Origin of the sequence: Tellurirhabdus bombi (assembly GCF_021484805.1) — a bacterium.
GTDB lineage: Bacteria > Bacteroidota > Bacteroidia > Cytophagales > Spirosomataceae > Tellurirhabdus > Tellurirhabdus bombi.
Genome location: NZ_CP090557.1, coordinates 3,599,086 through 3,610,492, shown reverse-complemented (window position 1 = coordinate 3,610,492; position 11,407 = coordinate 3,599,086). Strand labels below are relative to the sequence as shown.

The 11,407-nt window shown below is 49.4% G+C and carries 6 protein-coding genes; all 6 read left to right on the top strand.

Annotation, left to right across the window (positions count from 1 at the left end; all coding sequences use genetic code 11):
• Positions 1-112: 112 nt before the first annotated feature.
• A complete protein-coding gene (locus L0Y31_RS15360) occupies positions 113-703 on the top strand; it encodes an RNA polymerase sigma factor (protein ID WP_255772857.1) in 591 nt (196 codons plus the stop codon).
• 102 nt (positions 704-805) lie between these two features.
• The gene (locus L0Y31_RS15355; protein WP_234733957.1) at positions 806-1,900 is read left to right on the top strand and encodes a FecR family protein; all 1,095 of its coding nucleotides are present in this window, start codon (positions 806-808) and stop codon (positions 1,898-1,900) included.
• A 262-nt stretch (positions 1,901-2,162) separates the two neighbouring features.
• The gene (locus tag L0Y31_RS15350; RefSeq protein WP_234733956.1) at positions 2,163-5,423 is read left to right on the top strand and encodes a TonB-dependent receptor; all 3,261 of its coding nucleotides are present in this window, start codon (positions 2,163-2,165) and stop codon (positions 5,421-5,423) included.
• Between the two features lie 14 nt (positions 5,424-5,437).
• Positions 5,438-7,108 carry a RagB/SusD family nutrient uptake outer membrane protein gene (locus tag L0Y31_RS15345; RefSeq protein WP_234733955.1) on the top strand — a complete coding sequence of 557 codons (1,671 nt, stop codon included), beginning with the start codon at positions 5,438-5,440 and terminating at the stop codon, positions 7,106-7,108.
• A 29-nt stretch (positions 7,109-7,137) separates the two neighbouring features.
• Positions 7,138-10,299, top strand: a complete 3,162-nt coding sequence (locus L0Y31_RS15340; RefSeq protein WP_234733954.1) for an FAD-dependent oxidoreductase — start codon at positions 7,138-7,140, stop codon at positions 10,297-10,299.
• Positions 10,300-10,328: 29 nt separating this feature from the next.
• The gene (locus L0Y31_RS15335; RefSeq protein WP_234733953.1) at positions 10,329-11,405 is read left to right on the top strand and encodes an FMN-binding protein; all 1,077 of its coding nucleotides are present in this window, start codon (positions 10,329-10,331) and stop codon (positions 11,403-11,405) included.
• The last annotated feature ends 2 nt before the right edge of the window (positions 11,406-11,407 follow it).

Genomic DNA, 11,407 nt, shown 5'->3' with positions numbered 1-11,407 from the left:
GGTCGTTAGAAAGGGAATGAGTAAATTGGATAATTGCAATAAAGTTTTTATTTAAAAAAAGGTAAATCTATGTTTGCGACTGCATCGCCAGCCAAACATAGTGTATTTTCTCATGATCGCCTCGCATACCGATGATCCTGTACTGTGGCAACTCCTGTGTGAGGGAGATCAGCGGGCCTTTGAGCAAATAATGAAGCGATACTACCGAGCCTTGTTTCGGTATGGCACACGCATTTGGCCAGATGAGGACATTGTCCGGGATTGTTTGCAGGAAATTTTTGCGGATATCTGGGTGCGGCGGGCGGCTCTGCGAAACGTGCAGTCCGTTAATTTTTATCTCATCAAAGCCGTCCGGAATCGCCTGCTCTACCAAAAACGCCAGCAGAAAACGGTTTCTTTTTCGACTGAGCTGACGAATGACCAACTGTTTGTCAGCGAATTCACGATTGAGAAATACCTCATCGCCGAAGAAGAAGCGCGGCAGCAGGCCGCGAAGCTAGAAACCATGCTGAATGCCCTGCCCCCCCGGCAGAAAGAAATTATCCACCTGCGGTTTTTTCAGAATTTGAGTCCCGACGAGATTGCAGATCTCATGTCTTTAAATCGGCAATCGGTCTATAACCTCCTGCACGAAACCTTGCGTAAGTTGCGCCATTTGTGGGGTTTAGTTTTTCTGCTTAGCTACTGGCTATTAGGTCGTTAAAGTGTTTCTTTCTCGAATCTTCAAAAAATAATCAAGATTTTTTTATAAATAATCAGTATATAAGGCTACTTGCTGCAACTCTTGGGTATAAGAGCAAAGCACATGAAGTCGTATCGAGATTATACACCCGAGGAATTGGCGCTGGATCAGTCGTTTCAGGCTTGGGTGAAAAGCGATTCTGAGAGCGAGCGGCATTTTTGGGAAACCTGGATTCGGAAAAATCCAGATCGGTTGGTGCTCACGCAGGAGGCGCGACGGTTGCTTCTTTTGTTGGATGAGAAGCCATTTATGGACCTACCGGACGAAGCGATCTTGCAGGATATCCGGGAAATCCAGGCCCGGGTTCAGCAGCACGAGGAAGAAGAGCCGGTGTTTACGCGTTCTAACCGGTGGGCGTGGTGGCGGGCAGCGGCTGTCTGGTTATTGCTTGGCTCAATAGCCTGGATGAGCTGGCAGTGGCGTAATCGGCAAAATACAGTAGTCGCAGCCAAGGAAGAAAAAGTACCCGTTTATACTGCCCAGGTATTTGACAATCAAACGACAAGCTCCAAAAAAATACAATTACCCGACAGCAGCTTTGTAACCCTAAAACCGGGCAGTCGCTTGGTGTATGACGTATCAGCCGCTGATGAACGGGTGGCCAATCTGACGGGAGAAGCCTTCTTTCAGGTTCGTCGGCAGCCAACGCGACCATTTCTGGTTTACGCGAAGGGGGTAGTAACCAAAGTATTAGGGACAAGCTTTACCATCAATACACGAACATCGGCGGTGCGCGTAGCCGTCAAGACTGGGAAAGTGTCAGTGTTTGCCGAAAAAGATTACAAGGAGAACAGCCAGAAAGACAGTCCTGTGGTAAAAGGCGTTATTCTGACGCCCAACCAACAAGTTGATTTTTCGCCGGTTGACGGGGTGTTTCAAAAAACCGTAGTGAAAAAACCCGAACTAATTGCCAAGGCGGTGAAAACGGAAAATTTTGAATTCAGAATGACGCCTGCCGTTGAAATCCTGCAACGTTTGGAGCGCGCCTACGGAATCGAGATTGTGTACGATAAAGAACTTCTGAAAGATTGCGCCCTGACCGCCTCGCTGGGGGATGAAACCATGCACGAGCAAATAAAACTCGTCTGTGAGGGAATCAATGCCAGTTATCAGGAGGTAGACGCCCGCATTATTATTAGTGCCAAAGGGTGTCAGTAAGACAATGCTAGTTTCTATAAAACCTATTCCTAACCCTTACCCTTAACCCGCAGATTGCCTATGTAATCCAACCGTTTTACTTCCCCTCTCAAAAACTGGATAACAAAAAAGTCAACCGTGCTGGACCCACGATTGACTCAAAAGTTACTCGGACAGTTAGCATTTGCCTAACTGTGGGGGATTGTTTTTGCCATTCGTTTGCTGTCAAATCACAAAAACATTCAAAGGTATGAAAAAAAAGTTACCTATACTCTTGACCATTATGAGGGTATCTTTATTTCAATTATGCATCGTTTTAATCGGCTCGACGCTGGCCTGGGCGCATCCGGTTCGGGGGCAGGAAGTCCTCAATAAGCGGGTTAGCATTACCCTGGTCGAAATGCCGTTCGACCAGGCGTTGGAACAACTGCGGAAGTCTACGGGCTATAAGTTTCTCTATAATTCGCGGGTATTTGACCCAGCGACAAAAATGACCATAAAAGCTAGGCAGGAACCGTTGTCGCTGGTGCTGGACAATCTGCTGAATCCGTTGGGAGTCGCGTATATGGTCAAGGGAAAGCAAATCATTCTGACCCGCCAGAACAATACCGGGGCGCTCAAGTTGCCGGAACCGGTCTACAGCCAACCCGCCGAACGCGTGTTAACGGGTAAAGTAAGCTCGGCGGAAGATAGCCAGCCACTGCCGGGCGTGAGCATCCTGATCAAAGGGACTTCTAAAGGAACGGCCACCGACAACGATGGTCGCTACAGCCTGAGCATTCCCGATCAGGGGGCCACACTGGTTTTTAGTTACGTCGGTTTTGAAAGCCAGGAAATTGAAGTAGGCAACCGGGCCAGCATCGACATTAGCTTGCGAAATGACAACAAAGCTTTGTCGGAGGTTGTGGTGGTTGGGTACGGAACGCAGCGTAAAAAAGACCTGACGGGAGCAGTCACGCGAATTGATCCGAAAGAGAACGCCACGAACCCTAATGTCAATCTGGTGCAGACCCTGCGCGGTTCGGTGGCGGGGGTGATGGTCACGGACAACGGTCGGCCCGGTTCGGATGGTACGATCCGCATCCGGGGCGCTTCGTCTATTTCGGGCAATAACAATCCGCTGATCGTACTGGACGGAATTATCTATACGGGCGGTTTATCGGATATTAACACCAATGATATTGAATCCATTGATATCCTGAAAGATGCCAGTTCGGCGGCCATTTATGGCTCGCGGGCAACCAATGGGGTTATCCTGATTACAACCAAAAGAGGCAGCAGTCCCAAGACTCGCCTTACGTATAACGGGTATTTCGGGATGTCCGATTTTGCCAACACACCCAAGCTGATGGGCCCCGAACGCTACCTGCAAATGAAAGAAGATGCGGCGGTGTATCTGGGAAGGCCCATGAACCTGACGCCCATTGAAGAAGCCAACCGCAACGCAGGTCGGACCATCGATCCCTGGGAAGCCATCAGCCAGCGGGCACCCATGACCAACCACGAACTGGGTATTTCGGGGCGAACAGAGAAAATAAACTACTATGTTTCAGGTTCGTATACCGATATGAAAGGCCGGATCTACGGCGATAATTTCAGTCGGTTATCGGCACGCGTCAATTTAGACATTGCGGTGACGGACTGGCTCAACATCGGAACCAACACTGGATATACGGTAAAAGATTACTCCGGCATTCCAGCAAACTGGGGCTCAGCGAGTTATCTGAGTCCATTCTCCTCTTTCTATTATGACGATGGGGAGTTGAGATATTTGCCGATGGACGATGGATTAGCGCCCAACCCGCTTTTCAGCTCCGTGCGAAACGATAATAAGAACCTGTCCAGTACCTTATTTAGCAACGTGTACGCGGATGTGGACCTGCCCATTTCGGGCTTGTCGTATCGGATGAACCTGGGTAACAACATTCGCAACAACGAAGAAGCTGGCTTTACACCTTCGTATAACCGGGATGGAACCGTAATTCGGGCTTCGGGAAATCAGTCAAATAGCAAACATCATTACTTGACGATGGAAAATATCGTTAAGTATAACCGCAGCTTTACCGAAAAACACAACTTCGACCTGACGCTACTATACAGTTTTGAAAAGACGAGAAACAATGGTTCTTCGCTCTCCAGCAACAACATTTTTAGCGACGCCCTTTCCTACAATGGCCTGAGTATCGGTGAAAATCCGACCATTGGAACCAGTGCCAATGAAGCACGAGCCAATTCAGTAATGGGCCGGATCGGGTACCGGCTGCTGGATAAGTACATGTTCAATTTTACCGTCCGGCGCGATGGTTATTCGGCATTCGGGGCGGGGCGGAAATACGGAAACTTCCCATCGGCAGGGGTTGGCTGGATAATTTCGGAAGAGAAATTCATGCGCAACATCCCCTGGCTCAACTCCCTGAAAATTCGATATTCTTGGGGTAAAAACGGTAACCGGGGTGTTAACCCCTACAGCTCATTGAGCAACATGAATCACACGACCAACCAATATGTCTTCGGCGATAACGGTAGCACCAGCGTGGGCATTTCGCCGGTCTCCATGGCGAATCCGCTGCTGGGCTGGGAAACCACCGTGGCGTCGGATCTGGGGATGGATTTCAGTCTTTTCAAAGACCGCATTTCTGGCTCGTTCGAATATTACGCAAAACAAACCTCAGACCTGCTGCTGAACATGCGTATTCCCAACATGACGGGATACGACACTTTTTTTACCAACATCGGCGCAACGACCAACAAAGGAATTGAGCTGACCTTAAATACGCAGAATTATTCGAAAGGCAGCTTTTCCTGGAACACCAGCTTCGTGTTTTCGCTAAACCGGAATAAAATCACTAAACTCTCCGGCGTGGATTTGGACGGCGACGGACGGGAGGACGATGATATTGCCAGCAAGTGGTTTATCGGCTATCCGCTGGGAACCAATTTCGATTATGTTTGGGATGGTATCTGGCAGGCAGGTGAGGATATTACCATCGATCCAAGTGCCAAACCGGGTTTTATTCGCTTCAAGGATGTAAGCGGTGATGGTAAAATAGGACCCGAAGATCGGCAGGTGCTGCACTCATCTCAACCAGATTTTACGAGCGGTTTAACCAATCGGCTTTCCTTCCGGGGACTCACATTTTCGTTTATGTTCAATGCTCGGGTGGGGGGCTATAGCTCCAACGGCTTCTTAAACCACGGCACAAACTTCTACGACCGCACGAACCTCATGGATTTGCCCTATTGGACGCCGGAGAACCCGTTGACGGATCGCCCGAGCATTGGCTATCCCAATCCCTTTTCCTGGGGCTTTTACCAGAGCCGCACGTTTGTTCGGCTACAAGACGTGAGTTTGGCTTATGATTTACCCAAAAAATACCTGACCCGGCTCAAAATCGACAACGTAAAACTGTACGTAAGCGGTAAAAACCTGCATACCTGGACGAAATGGCAGGGCTGGGATCCCGAGCACGGATCGGGTGGGCGCAGTTCTGGTGATGGCCCATTATTAAAATCGTGGACCGTTGGGTTGAATGTGGCACTTTAAACACATTGGTAACTATGAAACAAAGAATCAACTATATCGCAAGTGTACTCTTAACCGTGTTTTTGGTTACAGCCTGTCGGGAGGACTTTCTGGACGAAAAGCCACTAGACCGGTTCAGTCCCGAAAATTTATTGACCAACAAAGCGGGTTTCGAAGCGGTGCTGACGGCTTTGCATAAGTCGGCGCGGGAGGAACGAACACTAGACCGCCCCGATCAGATGGGCGCAGGTACGGATATTGGCATTAGCGGAGTAGCCGATGGGCGGTTTTTCAATAACTACAAGGAAATTCTGCCAACCGACCAGATTATTGTGCATTACTGGGATTGGGCGTATACCGATATGCTGAAAAATGCCAATCTCGTTATTGCGCGGGCCGAAAACCCCGGAGTTAGCTGGACCGAAGCGGAAAAGAACGCCATTGTTGCCGAAGCGAAATTCTTCCGGGCTTTTACCTATAACACGCTGGTCAATTTATACGGTCCGGTTCCGCTGGTAAAGGAAGAATTCTCGGCCCCGAAATTTGATTTTGGTCGGGCTCCCCGTTTGGAAATTCTGCAATTTGTGCGCGAAGACCTGGAGTTTGCGGCGCAATGGCTACCGGTTGTTGAGAACAACGCCGCTAAGGATGGCCGGATTTTTAAAGCGGCGGCTAACCATCTGCTGGCCGAAGTCTACATCAGTCTAGGGCTGGAAACAAAGGAGTCCAGTTGGTTCGATAAATCCATCGAAGCGGCTAGCCAGGTGATTGAGGGCAAAGCGGGCAGTTATAAATTGATGACCCAGCGATTCGGTAACACGGCCCGCCCCGGTGACGTTTTTTCGGATCTTTTCTGGACCAACCAGCAGAATCGGGCTTCGGGCAATCAGGAGACCATCTGGGTCGTGCAATACGAGGATTTGACCGTTGGTGGGGGAACAGGCCTGAACCATGATCTGCGTTGGTGGGGTCCGCAGTTCGAGAATATTCGCTCGCCAGATGGAAAACGGATGCTGGTTATTGATAGCCTGGGCCGAAGCCAGGGCGGAAACCGGCCCCTGAATTATTTCTTCGTTGATATCTGGAAAGACGATTGGAAGGACATGCGGAACTCTTCGTATAATATTCGGCGTGACTGGTATTACAACGACCCCAGCTCAACCTTCTTCAAGAAAAAAGTCAAGATCGTGAAGGTCAATAATGTGGCCTACATCGCCAAAGAAGACGGGACGGCTACGACGTACTCCGTCGATACGTTGCGCTGGTTCTACCCGATGATCCGCAAGATTGAAGGCGAAATGCCCCAGGGCGCTTTGAACGGAAGAACCAAAAATGATCAGATTCGGATGCGGCTGGCTGAGACCTACCTCTTGCGAGCCGAGGCGTATGTGCACAAAGGAATGCCTGACAAAGCCGCTGCTGATATTAATGTAGTGAGAGCCAGAGCCAAGGCAAAGCTGGTCGAAGCAGCCAGGGTAAATCTGGACTACATTCTGGACGAGCGTGCCCGGGAGTTGATTGTGGAGGAACCACGCCGCCGAACGCTGGTGCGCCTGGGCTTGCTTTATAAACGGGCTACGCAATATAACTTCAAGGCAAAAGCGACGATGGAGCCTTATCACGAACTTTGGCCCATACCGCAAAAAGCCATTGATGCTAATCGCGAAGTAAAACTAACCCAAAACCCTGGTTATCCGGGCGCATAGCCAACCAAAACGCTCAAATTCCTGAAACCATGAACAGACGAGATTTTTTGAACATAAGCTTGCCGGCTACCGGAGCCATTCTGGTAGCGCCCGGATTTATCAATAAGCAGACCTATCTGGAAATGAACCAGCAGTTTGCCGGGAAAAGCCGATTTGATGAATACGATATGGTGATCAACGGAGCCGGACTTTCTGGCTATTTTGCGGCGGTGCACGCGGCGAAGCAGGGCAAGAAAGTGCTGCTCGTGGAGAAGCGAAGCAGTCCGGGTTACGAACTGTTTGCGAAACAGAAATTGTGGTTGGGAACCGACGGGTTAGCCTCGTTCCGCCCTGATTTACAGGCGCTCTTTCTGCCAACGGAAGAAAAGCCGGAGCTGCAACACAAAGGCGGCACCGGACCGGGCGAAAGCCAGTTTGGCGACGAACTGCTCCTGTTTTCAGGAAGCGTGCGAAAAGCCATGCTCCAAAGCCTGTTGACCAATAAAGTACACGTGTTGTTGATGACCGACGTCTGCGGAATTCTTTCGGACAGTGAGAACGTCCAGGGCGTGTTGCTGGCCAGCAAACATGGCTTACAAACGGTTAAATGTCGGAGTTTTATCGATGCGTCGGATCAGGTACTATTTAGTCGGGGCGTGCTGGGCAAACCCTATAAGGTTAAAAAAGCGGGTTTTGTGCTGGAACTGCTGAAAGTAAGCAATCCAAAAAAGAAGTCCGTTAAAGCACCCGAGTCGTTGGGCATTGCGGGAGATCTTGCCTTTCATCCGGGCAAGCGCTCAGGAGACCAGCTATTTATCGCGTATGAATTTCCTGTAACCAGCCAGAAACCAGACGAAATTGAGCACCAGGCAAGGCTGATCGCGGGCAAATTAGGCGAAAACATTGCGCAGCTCGACGAATCGCTGAAGAAAGCCAACATCAACCAGTTTGCGCTGGAAACCTCCTTGGTTCTTGAAGACGAAAAGCTGCCAACGCCAGTCCTGAAAGGCCACTATTTGATGGCTAACGCGCCGACAGAGCTGACTTGTCAGACAATTATGAAGCTGGAGGCGGATGCAAAAGCCCTGGTGAATAAGGTAAAATTGGCGAATACCAGCTCCCAAACAAAGACGCTTTTCACCATCGGATCAACGATTCCGTTTAGCAGCTTGCGGTTCTCAGAGCTTGACGAACCCGGGTTTTCGGTGCCTATGAAGGAGTGTAAGTTCGATTATGAACGGCTGGTCAAGAATAAGGAACAATGCCAGGTGATTGTGGCCGGGGGCGGCACGGCCGGGGCGTTGGCCGCTTTGGGCTCGGCGGAAAAGGGCGCTAATACCATCGTGGTTGATTATTTTAATGATCTCGGCGGAACAAAAACCATGGGGGGCGTTATGGGCTACTACCACGGGGTTAAGGAACACAAATTCTTTAAGAAGCAAAACGACGAGGCGGAGCGTATTGCGTTTGAAACCAATATGTCCAAAAAGACGGGGCGCAAACTTTATCACCTCAAAACGTTACTCGATGCGGAGGGGCGCTTCCTGGCGGGAGCCATGATGTGCGGCGCGTTGGTGAAAAACAACCAGGTAAACGGCATCCTGATTTGTCGGCACGGGAAGCTCGAAGCCATCGAAGGCGCGATAACGGTTGATGGAACGGGGGATGGCGATATCGCCTACTTTGCCGGAGCTGCGTACCAAATCGGCAATTCCCGGACGGGCGAAACGCAGAATTACAGCCAATGGGATGTGGCGGGTTCGGGGAAATTGCCTTCGGCAACAAATCGGGATTACGACATCCTGGACAATACGAAAATTTCGGAACTGCAACGGGGTTTGTTCTTGTCGCATTACGAAGCCCATCATTACGATTTTCACCCGTTCTTGACCGTTCGGGAATCGCGCCGGGTCGAAGGAATGCACGTACTTGATTTGATCGATGTGGTCGAAAATCGGCATTTTGAGGATGTTTTGGCCCTGGCCAGCAGCGATTTCGATCCGCATACCATTGGGAGTTCGGAGTTTTCAAAATGCGGTTTTTTACTGCCGCACTCCAATGACATAACCGTCGAAATTCCGTATCGCTGTATTGTCCCAAAAAAACTGGATGGGTTGTTGCTTTCGGGCCGGGGTTTCAGTCAGACGCATAATGCGCTGCAATTTACCCGCATGACCGCCGACCTAATTGTGCTTGGGTACCTAACCGGCCAGATTGCCGCCGATCTGGCCTGGAAAAAGCAGCAGCCCAGGCAGTACGATGTGTCGCGATTACAGAAAGAGTGGGCCGCATTGGGCTATCTGCCCACTGATTATGCCCGGCCGAAAAGTGTTCGTATTCAGGATAACAAGGCGGAGGCGCAAAGAAGGGTGGCGCAATTAGCCAAGGGACAACCGGAGTATCTTTATGAATGCGCACGACTGCCGAAAGAAATTGCTGTCCCAATTCTGGCAGAGACTTTTGCAAAAACCGCAGAGCCCAAAGGCAAGCTGCTGGTAGCGAAAGCATTGGCCTGGTTTGGAAAGCAGGAAGGCAACAATTTAATTGAAGACGAACTGAACGACCTGTTCGCGCAGGAGTCGGAGAACGGCTATCCGGGAGGCTATGTCGATGAATATGATTCCATACGGGGTCGGAAAAAGAACATGCTGGAAGGGTTGTTCTGGCGAATCAATCAGAACATTGGTCTTTTGGCAATGGCCGGAAATCCGCAGTGTACGGATACCATCAAACACATTCTCCAAAATACGGCGGCTGGCGGCGGAATTGTTGAGCGAACCAGCGAGTATTACAACGGCCGGATTGATTTGAAAACGGTTCCTTTTTATAACCGAATTCTGAATCTTTGCTTCTATGCCGAACGCAACCCCGATCCGACACTCATTGCAGGCTTTGAAAAACTGCTGACGGATAAGAACATCAAAGGTTTTCAGACGGAGCAATACGATCAGGTGCGGTGGCGGGTATACGGCGGAAGTCTGGAGATGGCCATTGCATCGGCTATGGCTCGATGCGGCTCCAAAACCGGTTACGAACTACTGACGAACTATTTGAACGATATCCACTTTCATTTCAAGCAGTTTGCCGCTTCGGAGCTTAAAAGCCTGACAAATGCCAATTACGGCTATAAATCGGAGGATTGGAAAAAGCACACAGCCAAATTAACCTTTCCGCAGCCGGTCAAAAGCTTCAGAAAAGAAGTTGAAGTATAAATTGTTATAAAATAGATCCGGTTAATGGTATGGCACTCCATTCTTTGCTCTTGAAAGTTGGCCTTTGTGGGATGCTTTTCATGCATACCGACCCTGTTTTTTACCAAAGTGACGCATTAAAAGGATTAATGCTAAAGCCATTAACCGGAGACTATTTTATTCAGGATGACACCAATGAGCGGGTGCCCGTTACCGCGCTGGTAGACGCCAATGGCATCTTGTACTGGCAGCGGAAGATCAAAACGCCGGTCTGTTTAACGGGTGAATGCAAGCTGGTAGACGTAGGAATTTACTGGCATTGTTCGGGGGATTTTCTAGGTGTTGAAGTTTACGGTGAACACCTAACTAAAACCGACCATAGTGTCTTTTCGGCGGCTGATTACGAAAAGCTAACTACCATTCTCAGCAATGACTGGTCTAGTTTGCGGGAATACGAATTCTCGGACCTAATTGATGAGCCGGATTCGTCGAAAGTGGATGGCGTATCGGGGGCCACTAAAAAAGAGATTGCTTCCGAAGCCGTTGAGGATGCGGTCTATACGACTTATACCCTTTGGCATTTGATTCATCAAGGCGAGAAAGAGCAATTGGCACTGCTCACAGTAAACCGACTGAACCAGAGCGATTTACTTGAAAACCTGCTAAAGAGTAATCAAAAGCGGTACGATTATTTTCTGTTGGATGTAAGTCGTTTGGGTAAGTTGAACAAGCCAGAGAAACTCTATCCCTTGCTGCTCAAAGGTCTAACGGCAAACGATGATCCCACGATTAAGGATTTGGCTATGAAGGCTTTACCAACTGCAAACCTGAATGATGCAATGCTTCAAGCAGAATTGGCCAAAATTTATACGAGCGTGGCTATTGACGAAAAACTGGAAATTCTCCAGGCTTTAAAACCGGTGAGTCAGGTAGGAACGGCCTTATATGACGCTTTGGCCAAGGACCTGAACACCGACAACGAATGGTTTTTAGCAAAGTTATTGACGGTGTTGAGCCACAGCAGCAACCAATCCGATAAGGTTAGGCAGAAAGCCCAAATGCTAGTAAATAACGAAAATACGGCCCTGAAAAAAGCAGCGTTGGAATTGCTAAATGGTAAAAAGTAAGC